The organism is Pedobacter sp. ASV12, assembly GCF_016429155.1.
Classification (GTDB): Bacteria; Bacteroidota; Bacteroidia; order Sphingobacteriales; family Sphingobacteriaceae; genus Pedobacter.
Genome location: NZ_JAELUC010000015.1, coordinates 40,006 through 60,785, shown reverse-complemented (window position 1 = coordinate 60,785; position 20,780 = coordinate 40,006). Strand labels below are relative to the sequence as shown.

The following is a 20,780-nucleotide window of genomic DNA, read 5'->3' as shown; positions in this document are numbered from 1 at the left end:
CCCCCCCCCCCCCCCCCCCCCCCCCCCCCCCCCCCCCCCCCCCCCCCCCCCTTTTAGATGTGTATAAGAGACAGCTATCAGACTCGCGACGGGAACGACATGGGCTATCCCAACTACGCTTACATGCCGAGGGTACTGAGTTCTTCGGTTTATTGTGTGAATGTAAGTACTTCGCTTTGCAGGATTGACGATGCGGTTTGGGGCTACGTAGTTACCTATTCGACCGTGAACAATTGCCCAATCGATGATTATGTAGGCTTGATGCTGGTGGCGGCTGGTGGCGCCGGAGTGTTCTTTTTGAGGAAACGCATGGTTGCCATCGCCTAAGCGTAATGATGATTGATGTTTGAAGTGGTTGTCTTGTTTTTGATGTGCATAAGCAGCATGTTTTAGTATATCTTTTTTCTCAAAAATATACGAGTATTTTTAAATCTTTCAGAAAATCAGGGATCGGCAGCGCTTAGGTTGTTTCGAAGCCTCAGGCTGAAAATCTAGCCCTTGGCCACGCATTGCTTGTTTATCTAGGGTTTGTGGGTCAGTTGAGTCTCGTGACCCGTGTGGATGGCATACCCATTGTCAGTTCCATGGGTAAATCTTACTTGATTTGAAGTGCCTGACTTTCTTTCTGATCCCCAATATTTTTTGCCGAGAAACTTTTTGCCGGAAATTCAGGGCTGTTGAGAACAAATTTTAAATGCTAAAGAGCAATCGTTTGCCGGTGCTCCAATCTTGGCGTTGTTGGCGGGATGCAATAATTGCTTGGCATTAATTATCTTTACGCATATTTCTAAATCGGGGCGCATTCATGAAGGTATCCATCATCACGGTAGTATATAACGGCGAGAAATATATCGACGATTGCCTTTCCTCTGTCATGGCGCAGGATTATGGCCAGATCGAATATATTGTGGTTGATGGCGGCTCTACCGACCAAACCTTGGCCATTATCGAGCGGCACAAGCAAGGCATTGCGCAGTTGGTATCTGAAAAAGACAAAGGCATGTACGATGCGCTGAACAAGGGGATTAATTTGGCTACCGGCGAAGTATTGGGCATATTGAATGCCGACGATATACTGGCCAATCCTCAGGTGATTTCGAAAGTAGTTGAGCGTTTGGTCGCTTCAGGTGCAGATGGCGTTTATGGCAACCTCAATTATATCCATCCCGAAACGAGGAAAATAATCAGGAAATGGATTTCAAAGCCATTTACCAAAAGGGCCATCGAACTGGGCTGGATGCCTGCGCACCCAACGCTTTATTTGAAGCGCGAGTTGTTTGGGCGCTATGGGGGCTATTCGTTGAATTTTGGTACGGCAGCCGACTATGAGTTGATGTTGAGGTTTTTGTACCGATACCAGGTGAAGGCTGTTTTTCTGGATGAATTAATGGTCAACATGAGGGTGGGAGGCATGAGCAATGCCTCGATGAAGCATCGTTATCATGCTCTGGTTAACGATTATCGGGCACTTAGAGCCAATAAAGTTCCGAGATCATGGCTCACATTGGTTTTTAAGAAGCTGAGTAAAATCTCCCAGTTTTTGTTGATTTAGTTGAATTTAACCGTCAATTAATATTTTTATCTTTTATTTACAAAAGTTATCTTGCTCCTAAATTATGACCGCGATTCTGCAAACACATGTAATGTATTATATTGCCGTTGTCGGCTTGTCGTTTGCGCTTTCTATCGCTGGCATCCCTTCCATTATATTTACCGCCATCAAGTATCGCCTGTTCGATCGTTCCGATAGTCACCGGAAATCGCATAAGCTCCATATTTCGAGGTTGGGCGGGGTGGCTATTTTTTGCAGTTTCGCTATCACTACCTTGCTTTTTGCGGCAATGGTTAATTACAAGCAGGCTAATTTTTTGCTCACATCGAGTATTGTGCTGTTTGCCTTGGGCCTAAAAGACGATTTGTATGGCGTAAGTGCCAAGGTTAAGTTCATGTTGCAGCTTGTGGTAGCGGTTATTTTGGTGGTACTGGGCGAATTTAGGCTGACAAGCTTGTACGGTGTATTTTTGGTGTGGGAGGTAAATGTATTCTGGGGCAGTTTATTCTCCATTGTGGTTATTATTTTTGTCAACAACGCCTTTAACCTCATCGATGGGGTCGACGGCCTGGCGGGAACGCTCGGCGTGCTGGCTACCTTGAGCTTTGGTGTCTTTTTCGCCGTAGCCAATGCCTTGCCTTACGCTTTCATTGCTTTTGCCATGATGGGGGCGATTTGTGGCTTTTTGGTATTCAATTATGCGCCGGCAAAAATCTTTATGGGCGATACCGGGGCGCTGATTGTGGGCCTGGTATCTGTTGCCTTGGCCATTAAATTTATAGAACTCAACAAAATAGGAAGCTCTCCAAAGCTCTATTTTTATTCGGCGCCGGCCATTGCGGTTGCAGTATTGCTGGTTCCCATCTTCGATTCGTTGCGTATTTTCTTTATTAGGATGCTGCACAGACAATCTCCGTTTAAAGGCGATAGAAACCATGTTCACCACCGTTTGCAGCGTTTGGGCTTTAGTGCCAACCAAATTGTATGGACATTGGGCTCTTTTAGCGTAGCCATGGTCTTTTTTGCTGTAGCGATGCAGCGTTTCGGCAACTTTGTGCTCATCAGCATCCTCATTACCATATGTGTGGTGATGAATACGATTGTTACTTATGCCATCGGCAAAAGGGCCGATAGCAACTATAAACTGTCCGACGTGATTTTTAAAGACACCTTTATGTCGTCGAAACGTTAAAAAGGGGCAATTAAAACATATAAAGACAGTTCCTTTCAAAGAATATAGGTAGTTTTGCACGGTGAAACTGTATTGGCTAGGCTGTTTGCGAAAAGTGCGAATAGGGCCAACAAGGCTTCGCAACCCAAGCATAAATTGTATTCTCATGAAAATTGCTATTAATGGTTTTGGCAGGATTGGGCGCACTTTCTTGCGTACCGCGATCGAGCGCCAGCTGAAGGTTGAAGCCATCAACGATCTTGGAGCGCCTGCAACCTTGGCTCATCTCTTCAAATACGACTCTGTTCACGGCGTTTTTAAGGGAGAGGTAGCGCACGATGATGAAAGTTTGATCATCAATGGCCAAAAAATAAAGGTTTTTGCCGTAGCAAACCCCGGTCAATTGCCTTGGGCATCATTAGGGATTGATTTGGTTATCGAGTCGACGGGCAAGTTTACCAACCAGGCCAATGCTTCCCTGCATTTGCAGGCAGGTGCGAAGCAGGTACTTATTTCGGCTCCGGCCAGCGATCCAAGCATTCCGATGGTAGTAATCGGGGTTAACGATGAGCAAATCGACCTCGGTTCGCCCATTTTGTCAAATGCTTCCTGTACCACCAATAACGTGGCGCCCATGGTAAAGGTGCTCGATGATAACTGGGGCATTGAAGACGGCTACATTACCACGGTACACTCTATGACGGGCGACCAGAACCTGCACGATGCGCCCCACAACGATTTGCGCAGGGCAAGGGCGGCTTCTTCGTCTATCATACCCACCAGTACAGGAGCAGCCAAAGCCATTACCCACATCTTCCCACACCTGGATGGGAAACTTGGCGGTGCAGGTATTCGCGTGCCGGTTTTAAATGGTTCGCTTACCGATTTTACCTGCATCCTTAAACGCAAAACCAGCATAGCCGAAATTAACGAAGCATTTAGGCGGGCTGCAGGTGGCAAATTGAAAAACATTGTACAGTATACAGAAGACCCGATTGTTTCGGTCGATATTATCGACAATAGCTATTCGTGCGTTTTCGATTCGAAGCTGACTTCCATCGTGGGAGATTTGGTAAAAGTGGTTGGCTGGTACGACAACGAATCGGGCTACTCGAACAGATTGGTCGATTTGGTTGTTAAGATTAGAGAAACGCAAAGCGTTAAAATGATTGAATGATTAAATGAAGGAATGATTGAATGAAAGCTATCATTTAAAATTTTCTCCTTCAAAATTAAGGATATGGTTAAGTTTATTCCCGCCGAGCTTACTTTGGGGCTCAGGAGCAAGATATTGAGAAACGGTTTGGCGCCAGCCGAGTGTGTTTTTCCCACAGATCATGTACAAGGTGCCTTTCACCTGGCCTATGGTGTGGGTGATGAAATCGCCACCATTGCTTCTTTTTTTCCGAAAAGCTACAAAGACAGCAAGGAAGAAGGCTATCAGTTGCGCGGCATGGCTACCGATGAGGGCTTTGGGGGTAAGGGCTACGGTGCCGAGCTTGTTAAATTTGCAATTGCTTACATTAAAAACACAAATGCACAGTATATTTGGTGCAACGCTCGTACGTCGGCCGTTGGGTTTTACCAAAAGCTGGGTTTTCGGCTTATGGGAGAAGAGTTTGAAATAGCGGGCGTAGGACCGCATTACGAAATGATTTTAAATTTATACTAAAGCAATACTAAAGAGATGAAGACAATCGACCAATGTAATTTCAAGGATAAAAAAGCCCTGATCAGGGTAGATTTCAATGTGCCGTTAGATAAAGACTTTAACATTACCGACGACAAAAGGATGCGCGCGGCATTGCCGACCATCAACAAAATATTAAATGATGGGGGGGCGGTGGTCTTGATGTCGCATTTGGGCAGGCCGAAAGGCGGACCCGACCAAAAATATTCTTTGAAACACATTTTGGGCGATTTGTCGAGGATGCTCGACCTTACCGTTAAGTTTGCGAGCGACTGCATAGGCGAAGAAGCCGAAAACAAAGCCAAGAACTTGTTTCCTGGCGAGGTGTTGCTCCTGGAAAATCTTCGTTTCCATCCCGAAGAAGAAAAAGGCGATGTGGCCTTTGCCGAGAAATTAGCCAAATTGGGCGATGTGTATGTAAACGATGCCTTTGGCACCGCGCATCGTGCCCATGCTTCGACTACCATCGTAGCGCAGTTTTTTCCAAATCATAAGTACTTCGGCTATCTGATGGCGCAAGAGCTTGAAAACGCCGAAAAAGTAAATCATGGCGCCGCCAAGCCATTCACGGCAATTATGGGCGGGGCAAAGGTTTCTGATAAGATCTTGCTGATCGAGAGCCTGTTGGAAAAGGTTGATAACCTGATAATTGGTGGCGGTATGGCCTATACTTTTGCTAAGGCGCAAGGCGGAGAGATCGGAACTTCGCTGCTAGAGGAAGACAGGATGCCATTGTGCCTGGAATTGCTGGATAAAGCAAAGGCAAAAGGTGTAAGCCTGATTTTGCCGGTGGATACGGTAATTGCCGATAAATTTGATAATGAAGCTGCTCAAAGCCAAGTAGATACCGGGCAGATTCCGGCAGGCTGGATGGGTTTGGATATCGGTCCGAAAACAATTGAATTGTTTAGCAAAACCATCAAAGATTCGAAGACTTTATTGTGGAACGGTCCGATGGGTGTTTTCGAAATGGAAAACTTTGAACAAGGCACCAAAGCCATTGCCTTGGCAGTGGTAGAGGCCACTAAAAACGGAGCCTTTTCTTTAATTGGCGGCGGCGATTCGGCAGCGGCTATTGCCAAGTTCAATCTCGAAGATCAGGTAAGCTATGTTTCGACTGGAGGCGGTGCGCTTTTAGAGTACATGGAAGGAAAAGAATTGCCGGGCGTGAAGGCAATTCAGGAATAATTTTATCGAGCTTAAGAAGCCTTTAGGCTTCAAAAGTGCCAATTTTTTAAGGTGGGAGTTCAGTTTTGGTCTGGGCTCCCACCTTTTTTATGCCCTAAAATCGGCTAAAAAACAATAAAAATGGGACAAAATGGGAATTTATAAGATGTTGAAAACTTTTTGTGGTAGGAAGTGGTAAATTGTGGTAGAAGTATTTATTTTTACACTACATAAAATGTGTAGGTGGTAAAATGATTCAACTGTTAGGAGAATTCGATTGTAAGTTAGACCAGAAGGGCCGCTTGATGGTGCCTTCTAGTCTGAAAAAACAATTGCCTAATGTGGAGCAGGAGGGCCTCGTTATTAACCGCGGTTTTGAGAAGCATTTGGTTATTTATCCTAAAAAAGTGTGGGAAGGAATCGTGGCTGAATTGAGCAAGTTGAATCCCTACGAGAAAAAAACAAGAGAGTTCATCCGCTTCTTTACCCGTGGCGCCAGCGAGTTGAGCTTGGATGCTTCGGGCAGGGTGCTTTTGCCGAAATCCTTATTGGAATTTGCGGGCATTGCTGGCGATGTAGTGCTGGCCTGTCAGTTCGATAAAATCGAAGTGTGGTCAAAAGATGCCTATGATCAGTTGTTGGACAACGAGCCTGAAAACTTCGCCAATCTGGCCGAAGAAGTAATGGGCGGAAGAGATAGGAGGGATGATGGAAACTAATTATCATGTACCGGTAATGTTGCAAGAGTGCATCGAAGGTTTGGCTATCAATCCGGCCGGCGTTTATGTCGACGTAACATTTGGTGGCGGCGGCCACTCGCGCGAGATCTTAAAACACTTGAATAAAGATGGTGTGCTGATCGCTTTTGATCAGGACCCCGATGCCCAAAGGAATAAAATAGACGACAAGCGCTTTGTGTTTGTGGATCAGAACTTCGGTTTCCTGAAAAATAACCTGCGTTTGCTGGGCTACAAAGAGGTGGATGGAATTTTGGCCGACCTGGGTGTTTCTTCGCACCAGTTCAATGAGCCAAGCCGTGGGTTTTCTACGCGTTTTGATGCCGATTTGGATATGCGCATGGATAAGCAACGCGCTTTAACAGCGGCCGAAGTGCTCAATACTTATGCGGAAGACAAGCTCCATAAGATTTTTGGAATCTATGGTGAAGTGAAAAACGCAAAATCACTGGCCCGCACTATCGCAACGGCCCGCATGGATAAGCCGATTGTAACCTTGGCCGATTTTAAATCTGTGATTGCGCAACATATTCCAAAAGGAAAAGAGCATAAATATATGGCTCAGGTTTTTCAGGCCCTGCGCATCGAGGTGAATGCCGAAATCGATATGCTGGAAAACTTTTTGGAGCAAAGCGCCTCGGTGCTCAAAAAGGGAGGCCGTTTGGTGGTGATGTCTTATCATTCGTTGGAAGACAGGCCGGTGAAGAATTTTTTGGCCAAGGGCAAATTTCAGGGCGAGGTGGAGAAGGATTTTTTTGGTAATGAGCAAAAGCCTTTTAAGGTCATTACGCGCAAGGCTGTGATGGCCGATGAAAAAGAGGTGGCGATAAACGGCAGGGCCAGAAGCGCAAAATTGAGGATTGGAGAAAAGCTATGAACAACCAATTCAAAAAAAAGGTAGAAGAACCTGAAGAAGAGCATTTGGAGCTGGAGGAAGAACCGAAGCTTCGCGAAGAGCCTCCTAAGGAAAGCAGTACGCTGGTTTTTTTTAGAAAGCTGTTTACCGAGGGGGTGGTGAGTAAGGAGGCGGCTACGGATATGTTGCCTTTTTTGATTTTTCTCTGTGTGCTGGTCATGATTTACATCGCGAACAGCCACATGGCGGTTAAGAACATAAGAAACATAGATAAATTAAGTAAAGAAGTAAAAGAGCTGAGTTGGGAATATAAGTCGCTAAAGGCCGATTTGATGTTTAAGAGCAAATTGACCGAAGTGGCCAAAAAAGTAGATACGCTTGGCATTAAAGAGCTGATCGAACCACCTAAAAAAATTATAATCAACGATAATGAACATTAGAGCAAACATATTGTTGCGTGTGTACCTGGCCTTCGGGCTCATCGTACTTTTCGCCCTTGCTGTATTGTTGAGGCTGGGCGATATCCAATATGTGCAGGGGCATAAATGGCGCGCTAAGGCTGATAGTTTATCGATCAGGGAATTTACCATTGAGGCGGCCCGTGGCAATATCTATTCTAACGATGGCAGTTTGCTGGCTACTTCGGTGCCTGAATACGAACTGCGCATGGATATGGTGGCTGGCAGCATCCAAGACAATGAATTTTTCAACTCGAAGGTAGACTCGCTGGCCATGAAGCTGTCTCAGTTTTTTGGCGATAAAAGTGCCAAGGACTATTCTCGCTTGCTGCGCAAGGCAAGGCAGGATAGCGTGCATAGCTTGTTGCTTAAAAGAAAGGTTTCTTATCAGGATTTGAAGGAAATCAAGACTTTTCCTTTGATCAAAACCAAAAATGGCTTGAGTTGCCTAACCGTTACGCAACGCAATAAAAGGATTTTGCCATTTAAGGATTTGGCCGCCAGAACCATCGGCTATAAAAATGAAAACGTAAAAAATGGCGTGGGCTTAGAAGGCGCCTATGGCCATTATATCAATGGCGAAAGTGGCAAGCAGTTGATGCAACGCATTAGTGGCGGCGTGTATGAACCGGTAAACAACGATGCGGAAGTGGCGCCAAAAGAAGGGGCCGATATTATTTCGACCATCGATATCAATATACAGGATTTGGCGCAAAACGCGCTTAAAAAGCAATTGATCAAGAGCGACGCGCACCACGGGGCGGTCATTGTAATGGAAGTGGCCACTGGAGAAATCAGGGCGGTAGCCAATTACACCAAGGTGGGCGAGGGCGAATATAAGGAACAGTTTAATTATGCCATTGCCGGTAACCAAGATCCGGGCTCTACTTTCAAGCTGGCGTCGTATATGGCCTTGCTCGAAGATAAATATGTAGATACCAATACAATGGTGGGCACAGGTAGCTACCAGGTGCCGGGCAACAAAAAAATAGTAGTCGATTCGCATGGCAGCATCGGTACGGTAACCGTTAAGAAAGCTTTTGAGCAATCGTCCAATGCGGCGGTGGCCGAGTTGGTAAACAGAGCTTATAAAGAAGATCAGGCCAAATTTACCGATCATTTGTACAACTGGCATTTGAATGAGCTGATGAAGCTTCAAATTCCTGGCGAAGCACGGCCTGTGGTGAAAAACCCAAAAAATAAAAGCTGGAACAAAAACCTCACCTTGCCACAAATGGCTTATGGCTACGAAATGCAGCTTACGCCTTTAAAAATGCTTTCGTTCTACAATGCGGTAGCTAACAACGGAAAATACATTGCCCCCATTTTTGTAAAGGAAATCAGGAGGTTGGGCAATCCGATTGAGCAGTTTAAGGCCAGGGTAATCAACGAAAAAATCTGTTCGGATGTAACCTTGAGCAAAATCAAGTCTATGCTCGAAGGCGTGGTAACCGAAGGCAGTGGCAAGCAGGTAGTTTATAATCCTTTATATAAGATTGCCGGCAAAACCGGAACGGCACAAGTGGCCGATGGCAATTTGGGCTATAAAGCCAAAAAGCAATACCAGGCATCGTTTGTGGGCTATTTTCCGGCCGAGCGTCCGAAATATTCGATGATTGTCGTTATTAACGATCCGAAAGGCGCTTATTATGGAGCCTTGGTTTCGGGTCCGGTATTTAGAGAGGTGGCCGATCGAATCTATGCAGGCGATGTGCAAATGTTCGGCAGCGTAAAAGATCGCATGGTGGGCAATACCACGCCTCCTGAAGCAAAAGCTGGCCAAAGCAAGGCAACCAAGAAAGTGTACAACGCTTTTGGCATTAAAACGCTTTATGCCGCCAAGTCAGACTATTTCAATACGGTAGATACCAGCAATGGCATTGCCTATCAGGAAGCCGAGCCGGTAAAAGGCGTAATGCCTAATGTAAAAGGCATGGGGCTTAAAGATGCGATGTACCTTTTGGGCAACGCCGGATTAAAAACAAGGGTGAGGGGCAGTGGCAAGGTAACGGCGCAATCGATAGAGCCGGGCAGCAAGATTGGCAAGGGATTAATGGTAGAAATACAATTACAATAATAAAATGAATGGATGATAGAATGATTGAATGACTGAATTAAAAATGCTAGCCATTCATTTGTTCAGAATCACTCCTTCAAAATTGAAAATGACAGAATGAATGAATTAGAGAATGACAGAATAAGATAAAATACCCATTCACTCATTCAAAATTCAATCATTGAAAATTAAAATAGAAAGATGCAGTTGCAAGATTTATTATATGGTGTAGCAATAAAAAGCTTGGTAGGTAAGCCCAATCAGGAAGTAAAGGCCTTGGCCTTTGATTCGAGGGAGGTAAAAGCCGGTACCTTGTTTTTTGCGGTGAAGGGAACGGTGGTTGACGGACATCAATACATTGCGCAAACTGTTGCGGCGGGTGCTGTTGTGGTGGTTTGCGAAACCATGCCAGCCGAAGTAGATAACGAAGTAACCTACGTAGAAGTAGAAAGTTCTTCGGCCGCCTTAGGTACGGTAGCCAGCAATTTTTATGGCAATCCGTCGGCACAGCTGAAATTGGTAGGTGTTACCGGTACCAATGGCAAAACAACCATTGCTACTTTGCTTTACCAGTTGTTTCGTGGCTTGGGCTATGGCGTTGGCTTGGTTTCTACCGTTCAGAACCACATCAACGATACCGTTGTTCCGGCTACGCATACCACGCCTAATCCAATTGCACTTAACCAACTGTTGGCCAATATGGTTGATGCCGGTTGCGAATACTGCTTCATGGAAGTGAGCTCGCACGCCGTGGTACAGCACCGTATTGTGGGATTGACGTTTACCGGTGGCATTTTTTCTAACATTACGCACGACCATCTCGACTTTCACCATACGTTTGATAACTACCTCAAAGCGAAAAAGGAATTTTTCGATGGCTTGCCAAAAAATGCTTTTGCCTTGACCAATGCCGACGATAAAAACGGAATGGTGATGCTGCAAAACACCAAGGCCCATAAAAAGACCTATGCCTTAAAGCAAATGGCCGATTTTAAAGCCAAAATCATTGAAAACAAATTTAGTGGCCTCCACTTGAATGTAGACGACATGGATGTTTACTTCAAAATGGTAGGCTCATTCAATGCCTATAACCTGTTGGCCGCCTATGCTACGGCAATTTTGTTGGAACAAGATCGGCTCAAAGTGCTGACCGTGCTGAGCAGCTTGCACGGAGCCGAAGGCCGTTTCGATTATATCGTATCTAAACAAGGCATTATCGGTATTGTAGACTATGCACATACACCAGATGCGGTGCAGAATGTATTGAGTACCATTGCCAATATCAGAAAAGGAACCGAGCAGGTAATTACCGTAATTGGCTGTGGCGGCGATAGAGACCGAACCAAACGCCCGGTAATGGCCCAAACGGCTTGCGATTGGAGCGACAAGGTAATTCTCACGTCAGACAATCCACGTACTGAAGATCCTCAAGCCATTATTGCCGAAATGGAGAAAGGCGTTTCGCCAACCAACCAACGCAAAACATTGAGCATTACCGATAGGAAAGAAGCCATTAAAACGGCCTGCCATTTGGCCAAGCCTGGCGATATTATATTGGTAGCGGGCAAGGGGCATGAAAAGTACCAGGAAGTGAAAGGAGTGAGACATCATTTTGACGATAAAGAAGTATTGAACGAACAATTTAACCTCATTAACTAATGTTATATTTATTATTCGAATATCTGCATAAGCATTATGACTTTCCGGGATTGAGGTTGTTCCAATACCTGACTTTCAGGTCGTCTTTGTCTATTATCCTTTCGCTGATCATCACTACCGTTTATGGCCGCAGGATCATTGATTTTCTACACCGCAAACAAGTGGGCGAAACCGTAAGGAATTTAGGCTTGGAAGGCCAAATGCAAAAACAAGGTACGCCAACCATGGGCGGTATCATGATTTTGTTGGGTATTTTCATTCCAACTTTCCTGTTTGCCAACATCACCAACGTATACGTGATTTTGATGCTGGTTACCACGGTTTGGATGGGCGCTATCGGTTTCCTCGACGATTATATCAAAGTTTTCAAAAAGAACAAAGAGGGCTTGGCCGGCAAGTTCAAGGTGGTGGGCCAGGTGGGTTTGGCCATTATTGTTGGACTGACCATGTACTTTAACCCCAATATCGTGGTTAGGCAAACCGTTGACGAGGCGAGTAAAACAACCAGTACAGCACCAATGGTGTTGAGGCAAAAAGGCGAGAGCTTTTACTATACTCAAGATGTAAAATCGACCAAAACCAATGTGCCTTTCTATAAAAACAACGAATTTGATTATGCCAAGGTATTGAAGTTTTTGGGTAAGGATTATGAAAAATACGCCTTGATTGTGTTCCTGTTTTTCGTCATCACCATTGTAACGGCCGTATCGAATGGGGCCAACCTAACCGACGGCATAGACGGATTGGCTACCGGAACATCGGCTATCATTGGGATTACCTTGGGTATTCTGGCCTATGTGTCGGGTAATACGGTTATTGCCGAGTACCTCAACATCATGTATATCCCGAATTCGGGCGAGCTTATCATTTTTGCTGGCGCCTTTGTGGGAGCTTGCGTGGGCTTTTTGTGGTACAATTCCTATCCTGCGCAGATTTTTATGGGCGATACAGGCAGTTTGACTATTGGTGGCATCATTGCGGTGTTTGCCATCATGATCCGCAAGGAACTGCTCATTCCTATTCTATGCGGGGTGTTTTTGGTCGAGGTGCTGTCGGTAACGCTACAGGTAAGCTATTTCAAATACACCAAAAAACGCTTTGGCGAAGGCAGAAGGATTTTCCTGATGTCGCCATTGCACCATCACTATCAGAAAAAAGGCTATCACGAGGCTAAAATCGTGACCCGTTTCTGGATCGTGGGCATTATACTGGCGGTAATCACTTTTGTAACCTTAAAACTACGCTAATGGAAAGAAAGAGACTGGTTGTTTTAGGCGCAGGCGAAAGTGGAGTGGGTGCGGCAAAGCTGGCACAGAAACAGGGTTTTGATGTTTTTGTATCGGATTTTGGAGCCATTGCCGATCGCTACAAAACTGCCTTGAACAAACTGAACGTTGCTTTCGAAGAAAACCAGCATACCAGTGAACTGATTTTAAATGCAACCGAAGTAGTTAAAAGTCCGGGTATTCCTGCCACAGCGCCTATGGTAAAGGCATTGAAGCAAAAAGGTATTCCGGTGATTTCGGAAATCGAGTTTGCCAAAAGGTATACCCAGGCCAAAACGGTTTGCATTACAGGCTCTAATGGTAAATCGACTACCACCATGCTAACTTACCACATCCTCAAAAACGCAGGATTGAACGTAGGCTTGGGAGGCAACATCGGACAAAGTTTTGCAGCACAGGTGGCTACCGAAGACTTTGATTGGTATGTATTGGAGATTTCGAGTTTTATGCTCGATGATATGTTCGGGTTCAAGGCCGATGTAGCAGTGCTGCTCAACATCACCCCCGACCATTTGGACCGCTATGATTATAAAATGGACAATTATGCCGCTTCAAAAATGCGGATTGTACAAAATCAGACCGAAAAGGATGTATTCATTTACTGCGAAGACGATGAAGAAACCCAAAAAATATTAAAACGAACCAAAATCAATGCGAGGACCTACCGCTTCTCTATCAGAAAGAAAATAGCAAACGGGGCCTACCTTGAAAACAACACCATACATATCAACACACACTTAAACGAAGAATTAACCATGTCAATTTCAGATTTAGCCCTACAAGGAAAGCACAACATTTACAACTCTATGGCATCGGGCATTGTAGCCAAGGTTCTAGAGCTGCGTAATGAAACCATTCGCGAAAGCATGGGCAATTTCAAAAACATCGAACACCGTTTGGAGTTCGTGGCCAAAATATCTGATGTGACCTACATCAATGATTCGAAGGCAACCAATGTCAATTCTACCTGGTATGCTTTGGAGAGCGTAGGCACTGAAGTGGTGCTCATTATGGGAGGTGTTGACAAGGGCAATGATTATACCATGCTCAAAGATTTGGTGCGCAGCAAGGTAAAAGCTATTGTGTGTATGGGTAAGGACAACAAGCGTATCCATGAGGCTTTTGAGGATGATGTGGATGTGATCGTGAATACTTTCTCGGCCGACGAGGCCGTTCAGGTGGCTTACCATTTGGCTAAAAAAGGCGATACCGTGTTGTTGTCGCCAGCCTGTGCAAGCTTCGATTTGTTTAAAAACTATGAAGACAGGGGCAACCAGTTCAAGGCGGCCGTAAAAGAATTATAATATGTTTGACGTTAAGGCACTTCTGGCAAAAACAAGGGGCGACAGGTGGATCTGGCTGATCATCATCATGTTGTCTATGGTTTCTATTATGGTGGTTTATAGCGCTACCGGTGCAATTGCTTACCGAAAAGGGATAAGCGTAGAAAAATACCTGCTTTTTAAGCACGTTATTTTTGTGCTTTTGGGTATTGCCATGATCTACATTGCGCACCTGCTCGACTATAAATACTATGCGGGCATTTCTAAGGTGCTCATGATCATTACTTTGCCTTTGTTGCTTTATACGCTGGTTTTTGGCGGACAGATCAATGGTGCCGCCCGTTGGGTACAGGTACCTTTAATTGGTTTGACCTTCCAGACTTCGGATTTGGCCAAACTGGCGCTGATTACTTTTTTGGCTAGGATGCTGACCAAAAAACAAGAAAACATCAAGGACGTTAAGAATGCCTTTATTCCGATTATGGGATCGGTTTGCGTGGTCTTTATTTTAATTGCCTTAGCCAACCTTTCAACAGCATTGATGTTGTTTGGAGTGAGTATTTTATTGCTGATTATTGGAAGGATCAGCATCAAGCAGATTTTAACCGTTTGTGCGGGTGGTGTAGTGTTGTTGTTGTTTGTGGTATTCTTGGGCCCGAGAAGGGAAACCTATAAGTCGCGTATCAATGCGTTTATGCATCCAGAACAGCAGCATTCAGACAAAACCTACCAGGCCGATCAATCTAAAATAGCTTTGGCCACTGGTGGCCTGTTTGGTAAAGGGCCAGGCAACAGTACGCAACGTAATTTTCTGCCACATCCATATTCCGATTTTATTTTCGCCATTATTATTGAGGAATATGGAACTGTGGGCGGATTGGCTATTGTAGTGCTTTACCTGGTTTTGCTTTACCGATGCGTGCGTATCGTAACGCGAAGTCCGAAGGCCTTTGGGGCCTTGTTGGCGGCCGGGTTAAGTTTTAGTCTCACCATTCAGGCCTTTGCCAATATGGCCGTGGCTGTTGGTTTGGGCCCAGTAACGGGGGTTCCTTTGCCTTTGGTAAGTATGGGCGGTACCTCGATGATCTTTACAAGTATTGCCTTTGGTATTATTTTGAGTGTAAGCAAAGACGTAGAAGAACACAGTACACAAAAAAAGAAAAAAGTGATCATCGGCGAAATACCGGCGATGGCCTGATAGAATGATTGAATGATTGAAGGAATGAATTAGAGCATGTGAATGGTAAAATGGAATAATAGCAAGATTGAATTGTCAATTAATAAATTATAAATGTGGGGATATGGAAAATAACGAAAAATTGGATTTTGTTAATGTGATGAAGGCTCGGACAAAAACATTTGTTTTAGACGCTATAAAATTTTATCAGGTAATGCCCAAAACAGAGGAATCAAGAATTATAGGACGCCAATTTATGAGGTCTTCTTCATCGGTTGGAGCAAACTATAGAGCGGCATGCAGAAGTAGATCTAAAGCAGAATTTCATTCTAAATTAAGTGTGACTATAGAAGAGGCAGATGAAACTGCTTTTTGGTTAGAAATTTTAATAGCTGCTGATATTGCTAATAATGCAAATGCAAATAGGCTGCTAAAAGAGGCAAATGAAATATTAGCCATATTGGCAAAAGCGAGAAAAACAGTGAGTAATAAATAAAAATAGAGAGTAGTGGGTTGAGCTTGCATGAACATTTAATCATTCAAAACTCACGCATTCAATAATTAAACATAGCATGAATAATTTCCCAAAAATTATCATATCTGGAGGTGGCACAGGCGGGCATATATTCCCCGCCATTGCCATTGCCAATGCGCTTAAAAACATTTCGCCCAATTGCGAAATCCTTTTTGTTGGTGCAGAGGGAAGAATGGAGATGGAGAAAGTGCCTGCAGCCGGATATAAAATTGTGGGTTTAAATATCAGTGGGATTAAGCGTGGATCGATTTTAAAAAACTTTGCCTTGCCGTTTAAAGTGCTTTCGAGCGTGCGCAAGGCCATGAAACTGATTGCAGCTTTCAAACCCGATGCCGTAGTGGGTGTGGGGGGCTATGCGTCTGGTCCGTTGTTGTATGCGGCCAAGCTCAAAAACATACCTTACCTCATTCAAGAGCAGAACTCTTATGCAGGCATCACCAATAAACTATTAGGCAAGGGTGCGGCCAAAATCTGCGTGGCTTTTGATGGGATGGAGCAATTCTTTCCAGCCGATAAAATCCTGAAAACAGGAAACCCGGTAAGAAAAAATATTGTTGATATAACAGGCAAGCACCATGCCGGGGCAGAATTGTTGAAGCTCGACCCCTTAAAGAAAACCATTTTGGTAACCGGAGGCAGCTTGGGCGCCGGAACACTGAACAAAAGTATCGAAAAACACTTGCCAGAAATTATTGCGCAAGATGTGCAGGTAATTTGGCAAACCGGCAAGTTTTACTACAACGGAATTATAGAACGCTTAACGACTGCCTATCATCCCAATGTATGCATTCTGGAGTTTTTGAATAAAATGGATTTGGCTTATGCAGCCGCTGATGTGATTATCTCGAGAGCTGGAGCGGGAACCATCGCAGAGCTTTGCCTCATTGAGAAGCCGGTTATTTTGGTGCCATCACCAAACGTAGCCGAAGATCACCAAACTAAAAATGCATTGGCTTTGGTCAAAAACGATGCAGCCATTATGGTGAACGATCGCTCGGCTGAGGATATATTGGTGGCCGAAGCCTTGAAACTATTAAAAGACGGCGCACGTTGCGAAACGCTGAGCGAAAATATTGGAAAAATGGCCTTGCCAGAAGCAGACACGATTATAGCAGAAGAGGTGTTAAAACTGGCGGGTAAGGAGTAGAAAAAGTTAAAAGTAGAAAGTTAAAAGTAGAAAGTTGAAGGTGAAATGACCAAACACCCAACAAACTAACTAACCAACCAACAAATAAAATGGAATTGGCAAACATCAACAGAGTGTATTTTATAGGTATCGGCGGGATCGGTATGAGTGCGCTTGCCCGTTATTTTGCCAAACGTGGCGTGGTAGTTTGTGGCTACGATAAAACCCGTACCAGTCTTACCATTGCTTTAGAACACGAAGGTATCCTGATTTCTTATTTGGATGAAGAATCGGCGGTGCCGGTTTGTTTTCACGACAAGCATGACGATACTTTAATAGTCTACACGCCAGCCATCCCTAAAGATTCGAATATCCTGCAATATTTTAAAGCCAAAGGATTTGATTTAAAGAAACGCTCGGAAGTATTGGGCATCATTAGCCAAGGCATGTTTTGCATTGCCGTGGCGGGTACCCATGGCAAAACCACCACCTCGTCAATGGTGGCGCATATCCTTACCGATACCGGTTTTGGCTGTACCGCTTTCTTGGGAGGCATTACCACCAATTACAACAGCAATGTGTTGTTTGGCAAAAACAATGTGGTGGTGGTTGAGGCCGACGAATACGATCGTTCTTTCCTTACCCTGCATCCCGATGTAGCGGTAATTACCTCCATGGATGCCGACCATTTGGATATTTACGGCGACGAAAGCCACCTGCAGGAATCTTTCCGCCTGTTTGCGAACCAACTAAAAGAAGATGGAAAGCTGTTTGTAAAAGACGGGCTGCCTTTAGCAGGCATTACCTATGGCGCAACAGCAGCAGCGGCAATCAAGGCCACCAACATCCGTGTAGAAAATGGCAGTTTCGTTTTCGATTTCGAAGACGGCTATACCACTATAAAAGACATCAGCTTGGCCATGCCGGGCAAACATAATGTCGAAAATGCAACCGTGGCTATTGGCGTGGCACTGAGTTTGGGCATCCATCCCAAATCAGTAAAAAAAGCGGTTGGAACATTTAAAGGCGTAAAACGCAGGTTCGAAACCATTGTCAATACGGCCTCGCATGTGTATATAGATGACTACGCGCACCACCCGGAAGAGTTGAGGGCCTGTTTTGATGCGGTAAGACAGCTGCATCCCAACAAGAAACTGACGGTGATGTTCCAGCCCCACCTGTTTAGTCGCACGCGCGATTTTGCAGCTGATTTTGCAAAAGTTTTGAGCACAGCCGATGAAGTGATGCTGCTGGAAATCTATCCGGCACGCGAATTGCCTATTGCGGGAGTGAATTCGCAATTATTACTGGATAAAATTACGGCACCACAGAAAGAAATATGTGGAAAAGATTTGGCGGTGCAAGCGATAAAGAATAAAAAACCTGAACTACTTTTGACGGTTGGTGCAGGCGATATAGATACCTTGGTAGAACCACTAAAAAATGTCTTGGGCCATGCTTAGGAGCGTGAATTGGAAAATGATATTGAAGTGCTTTGCCTGGCTGGTTTGCCTGGCAGGGGTGGTGGTGCTCATGAGTTTTATCTCGGTCAAAAAACGCGAGGTAAAATGCATGAAGGTAGAAATATTGATCCCGGGTGCCGATAACTTTATCGAAAGAGAAGAAATCGATGCCTTATTAAAACAGGGACAAGGACAGTTGGTTGGTCGCAATCTCGAACAAATCAACATCCACGAAATAGAAGAAACCCTAAAAGCCAACCCTTACATTGCCTTTGCCAAGGTTTTTGTGGATATGGATGGGGTTTTGCAGGTAGCCATCAAACAACGCCAGCCTGTGCTAAGAGTGCTTAATGCGGGCGGACAGGATTATTACATTGACAGTAACGGTTTGAAAATGCCAATGTCGCCAAACTTTACGGCCAATGTTTTGGTGGCATCGGGCAATATTTTGGAAGGCTTTAGCGGCAAGGTCGATACCCTGCTAACCCCAATGGGTGCCGATTTGTACAAGGCCGCCCTGTTCATGAAAAAAGATACCCTGTGGGATGCGCAGATCGAGCAGCTCTTTGTAAATGATAAACACGATATAGAATTGGTGCCTCGTGTGGGTAACCAAAGGATTATTTTGGGCAATGCCGATTCGCTCGAAACCAAGATGAACAACCTCTTGGCATTTTACAAGCAGGCCATGCCTACTGTAGGCTGGAATGCCTATAAAACGATCAACCTCAAGTATACCAATCAAATCGTATGCGAAAAGTACGATTCGTTGGCGGTAAAAAAAGCAAAACCAGTGCAGGTCGATAGTACAGCCTTGGCTGGCAAAGCGATTGACTCGGCTATAAAGCGCAGTATACAAGACGAAATTAAAAAGGCTGCCGCCGCTTCGTCTGCGCCAACGGCAAAGCCGGTAGTACCAAAACCAGCTGCAGCGGCCACAAACAAGCCTGCAGCGACTAAGCCAGCCGAAAAGACACCGGTTAAAACAGCTGCAACAACAGCGGCTAAAGAAAAACCAAAGCCGGCAGCAACAAAAGAAAAGACGGATACCAAGAAGAATAAATAAGTAAACTCAACAAAATTATATAGTTATGGGCAAAGACAAATCTACCATTCAATCTCCAATCGTAGTAGGATTAGATATTGGTACAACGAAAATTTGTGCTATTGTGGGACGCAGAACACAGCACGATAAAATTGAGGTTTTGGGCATTGGCAAAGCCGAATCGGCGGGCGTTACCCGTGGCGTGGTTTCCAACATCCAAAAAACGGTACAGGGCATTGCCGCAGCCACAGAACTGGCCAGCAGCCAATCGAATGTCGAAATCAGGGTGGTTAACGTGGGTATTGCGGGGCAGCACATCAAGAGTTTGCAGCACCGTGGTATTTTAACCCGCAGGGAACTCAACAGCGAAATCAGCAAAAAAGATATCGATAAGCTCATTGACGATATGTTCAAGCTGGTTATGCCTCCCGGAGAAGAGATTATCCATGTATTGCCACAAGAGTTTACCATCGATAACGAACCAGGTATCAAAGACCCGATTGGTATGGCCGGTGTACGCCTAGAAGCCAATTTCCATATCATTTCGGGACAGGTAACTGCGGTTAAAAATATTATGCGCTGCGTAACCAATGCAGGTTTGCAAACCCAAGAGCTTATTTTAGAGCCTTTGGCTTCCTCGGAGTCGGTGTTGAGCGACGAAGAAAAAGAAGCCGGCGTTTGCCTGGTTGATATTGGCGGCGGCACAACCGATATCGCCATCTTTCACGAAGGCATTATCCGCCACACGGCTGTGATTCCATTTGGTGGCAACAGCGTAACCGAAGACATCAGGGAAGGCTGTTCGGTGATGCGCAACCAGGCTGAATTGTTAAAAACCCGTTTCGGCTCTGCGTTGGCCGAAGAAAACAAAGAAAACGAAATCATCTGCGTGCCTGGCCTGCGTGGCAGGGAGCCTAAAGAAATTTCGGTAAAAAACTTAGCGTATGTTATCCAGGCCCGTATGGAAGAAATCGTTGAGCACGTTTACTACGAAATCAAATCTTCTGGCTACGAGAAAAAACTGATTGGTGGCGTAGTGATTACCGGTGGTGGTGCTTTGTTGAAGCATTTGAACCAGCTGGTAGAATATGTAACCGGCTTAGACTGCCGTGTAGGTTACCCTAACGAGCACTTGTCTAAATACGAAGAAATGCCCAAAACCATTTACGACGATTTGAAGAGCCCAATGTACGCCACCAGTGTGGGGTTATTGATCAAAGGCATTCAAAAAGCCGAAGAATTATTGGAAGAAATGAAACAGCCGGGCGTTTTTGTTGAGCAACCGGTTGCCAAGGAAAAAGCCAAACGCAGTGGCGGCTTGTTTGATAAATTGTTGAGAAAAACAACAGAATTTATCAAAGACGACATGAATGTGAGCGACGAAGACTACATCAAGCCGTAATATTTTTCCACAATTTGGGATTTTTCCACATTGTTAACAGTTGTGGAAAACGACTGTTAAAAAAGTGTTAATATTACAGAAGCGATGAACAGAGAATTATAATTTTTTAAACAACTG

20 protein-coding genes are annotated in these 20,780 nt (G+C 44.9%); all 20 read left to right on the top strand.

Translation table 11 applies throughout. The features are described from left to right. On the top strand, window positions 1-188 hold a 188-nt coding region (locus JHD69_RS06260), incomplete at its 5' end, for a hypothetical protein (protein ID WP_199138422.1). Beyond that, on the top strand, window positions 124-327 hold the full coding sequence (locus tag JHD69_RS06255) for a hypothetical protein (protein ID WP_199138420.1): 204 nt from the start codon (window positions 124-126) through the stop codon (window positions 325-327). The genes JHD69_RS06260 and JHD69_RS06255, both read left to right, overlap by 65 nt. Before the next feature lie 478 nt (window positions 328-805). Next, on the top strand, window positions 806-1,552 hold the full coding sequence (locus tag JHD69_RS06250; RefSeq protein WP_199138418.1) for a glycosyltransferase family 2 protein: 747 nt from the start codon (window positions 806-808) through the stop codon (window positions 1,550-1,552). A 64-nt stretch (window positions 1,553-1,616) separates the two neighbouring features. Then, entirely contained in the window at window positions 1,617-2,744 is a 1,128-nt protein-coding gene (locus JHD69_RS06245; protein ID WP_233165741.1) for an MraY family glycosyltransferase, read from the top strand. A gap of 145 nt (window positions 2,745-2,889) precedes the next feature. Beyond that, on the top strand, window positions 2,890-3,900 hold the full coding sequence (gene gap / locus JHD69_RS06240) for a type I glyceraldehyde-3-phosphate dehydrogenase (RefSeq protein ID WP_199138416.1): 1,011 nt from the start codon (window positions 2,890-2,892) through the stop codon (window positions 3,898-3,900). A 63-nt stretch (window positions 3,901-3,963) separates the two neighbouring features. After that, window positions 3,964-4,395, top strand: coding sequence for a GNAT family N-acetyltransferase (locus tag JHD69_RS06235; RefSeq protein ID WP_199138408.1), 432 nt, complete (start codon window positions 3,964-3,966; stop codon window positions 4,393-4,395). 15 nt (window positions 4,396-4,410) lie between these two features. Then, window positions 4,411-5,601 carry a phosphoglycerate kinase gene (locus JHD69_RS06230; RefSeq protein WP_199138406.1) on the top strand — a complete coding sequence of 397 codons (1,191 nt, stop codon included), beginning with the start codon at window positions 4,411-4,413 and terminating at the stop codon, window positions 5,599-5,601. Window positions 5,602-5,831: 230 nt separating this feature from the next. Beyond that, a complete protein-coding gene (mraZ, locus tag JHD69_RS06225; RefSeq protein ID WP_199138405.1) occupies window positions 5,832-6,299 on the top strand; it encodes a division/cell wall cluster transcriptional repressor MraZ in 468 nt (155 codons plus the stop codon). Next, window positions 6,289-7,194, top strand: coding sequence for a 16S rRNA (cytosine(1402)-N(4))-methyltransferase RsmH (gene rsmH, locus JHD69_RS06220; RefSeq protein ID WP_199138404.1), 906 nt, complete (start codon window positions 6,289-6,291; stop codon window positions 7,192-7,194). Before mraZ ends, rsmH begins: the two co-directional genes overlap by 11 nt. Then, window positions 7,191-7,613 (top strand): FtsL-like putative cell division protein, encoded by a 423-nt coding sequence (locus JHD69_RS06215; protein WP_199138403.1) that lies wholly within the window; start codon window positions 7,191-7,193, stop codon window positions 7,611-7,613. Before rsmH ends, JHD69_RS06215 begins: the two co-directional genes overlap by 4 nt. Beyond that, window positions 7,603-9,708 (top strand): penicillin-binding protein, encoded by a 2,106-nt coding sequence (locus JHD69_RS06210; RefSeq protein ID WP_199138402.1) that lies wholly within the window; start codon window positions 7,603-7,605, stop codon window positions 9,706-9,708. The genes JHD69_RS06215 and JHD69_RS06210 overlap by 11 nt, the downstream gene beginning before the upstream one ends. Window positions 9,709-9,888: 180 nt before the next feature. Beyond that, a complete protein-coding gene (locus JHD69_RS06205; RefSeq protein WP_199138401.1) occupies window positions 9,889-11,346 on the top strand; it encodes a UDP-N-acetylmuramoyl-L-alanyl-D-glutamate--2,6-diaminopimelate ligase in 1,458 nt (485 codons plus the stop codon). Further along, the gene (gene mraY, locus JHD69_RS06200; RefSeq protein WP_199138400.1) at window positions 11,346-12,593 is read left to right on the top strand and encodes a phospho-N-acetylmuramoyl-pentapeptide-transferase; all 1,248 of its coding nucleotides are present in this window, start codon (window positions 11,346-11,348) and stop codon (window positions 12,591-12,593) included. The genes JHD69_RS06205 and mraY overlap by 1 nt, the downstream gene beginning before the upstream one ends. Continuing rightward, window positions 12,593-13,936, top strand: coding sequence for a UDP-N-acetylmuramoyl-L-alanine--D-glutamate ligase (murD, locus tag JHD69_RS06195; protein ID WP_199138398.1), 1,344 nt, complete (start codon window positions 12,593-12,595; stop codon window positions 13,934-13,936). Before mraY ends, murD begins: the two co-directional genes overlap by 1 nt. Before the next feature lies 1 nt (window position 13,937). Then, window positions 13,938-15,113 (top strand): FtsW/RodA/SpoVE family cell cycle protein, encoded by a 1,176-nt coding sequence (locus JHD69_RS06190; RefSeq protein ID WP_199138396.1) that lies wholly within the window; start codon window positions 13,938-13,940, stop codon window positions 15,111-15,113. A gap of 103 nt (window positions 15,114-15,216) precedes the next feature. Then, the gene (locus tag JHD69_RS06185) at window positions 15,217-15,588 is read left to right on the top strand and encodes a four helix bundle protein (protein ID WP_199138395.1); all 372 of its coding nucleotides are present in this window, start codon (window positions 15,217-15,219) and stop codon (window positions 15,586-15,588) included. A 76-nt stretch (window positions 15,589-15,664) separates the two neighbouring features. Beyond that, window positions 15,665-16,774 (top strand): undecaprenyldiphospho-muramoylpentapeptide beta-N-acetylglucosaminyltransferase, encoded by a 1,110-nt coding sequence (murG, locus tag JHD69_RS06180; RefSeq protein WP_199138393.1) that lies wholly within the window; start codon window positions 15,665-15,667, stop codon window positions 16,772-16,774. Between the two features lie 89 nt (window positions 16,775-16,863). Beyond that, the gene (gene murC, locus JHD69_RS06175; protein WP_199138391.1) at window positions 16,864-18,216 is read left to right on the top strand and encodes a UDP-N-acetylmuramate--L-alanine ligase; all 1,353 of its coding nucleotides are present in this window, start codon (window positions 16,864-16,866) and stop codon (window positions 18,214-18,216) included. Continuing rightward, complete coding sequence (locus tag JHD69_RS06170; RefSeq protein WP_199138389.1) at window positions 18,209-19,282, top strand: cell division protein FtsQ/DivIB; 1,074 nt, start codon at window positions 18,209-18,211, stop codon at window positions 19,280-19,282. The genes murC and JHD69_RS06170 overlap by 8 nt, the downstream gene beginning before the upstream one ends. 25 nt (window positions 19,283-19,307) lie before the next feature. Further along, window positions 19,308-20,663, top strand: a complete 1,356-nt coding sequence (gene ftsA, locus JHD69_RS06165) for a cell division protein FtsA (RefSeq protein ID WP_199138387.1) — start codon at window positions 19,308-19,310, stop codon at window positions 20,661-20,663. Window positions 20,664-20,780: the final 117 nt, after the last annotated feature.